The 561-nt window shown below is 49.7% G+C and carries 1 protein-coding gene; it reads right to left on the bottom strand.

Annotated elements, in window-relative coordinates; all coding sequences use genetic code 11:
- A partial coding sequence (locus tag PKE79_RS16765) for a hypothetical protein (protein WP_271174800.1) occupies positions 1-229 on the bottom strand: 229 nt, incomplete at its 3' end.
- Positions 230-561: the final 332 nt, after the last annotated feature.

Consider the following 561-nt stretch of genomic DNA (forward strand, 5'->3'; position numbering starts at 1 on the left):
CCACCGGAAAGTGGCTGGTTAACCATTTTTCGGCGGTGGCATGATTCAGATTCAGGTGTAACCAGATAAACGCCTTGTCATCGGCGAGCGCCTGATAGCGGGCGCAGACCTCGCCAGAGGCGATCGGCTGCGGGGGGCGCTGTTCATGAAACAAATAGCCATGCACCAGGCCGGAAACTTCACTATCAAAATCGGGCTTTAACATCTTCGCGGTGACGTCTTGATTCATGGCTCCCTCAGGACAGGCACTGGCACCGTTGATGCCCGAATAGTGCCATCTTTCGCTATTTTCCGCGGGCTGGCAAGGTTAATAATCTGGTCATAAAACAGTAACCTGGCTGACATATGACGGCCAGTATCACGCTTCATCCCCTCGCCGCGCAGGCGATGCGATGGAAGCGAACAGAAGGTCTTCTTGCCTTTATGCTCAGGTGGTTATTAAAATAAATTTGATTATCCTCAAAACTTTTTTAGGCAGAAAGCGGTATTAATTTGCGCGCTTAATCATTGCTTTCACCCAGGTTTATTGAGGAGGAGACCATGAAAACCTATGACCGTAAT

The sequence above is a fragment of the Microbacterium barkeri genome, assembly GCF_027921765.1.
Lineage (GTDB): Bacteria > Actinomycetota > Actinomycetes > Actinomycetales > Microbacteriaceae > Microbacterium > Microbacterium barkeri.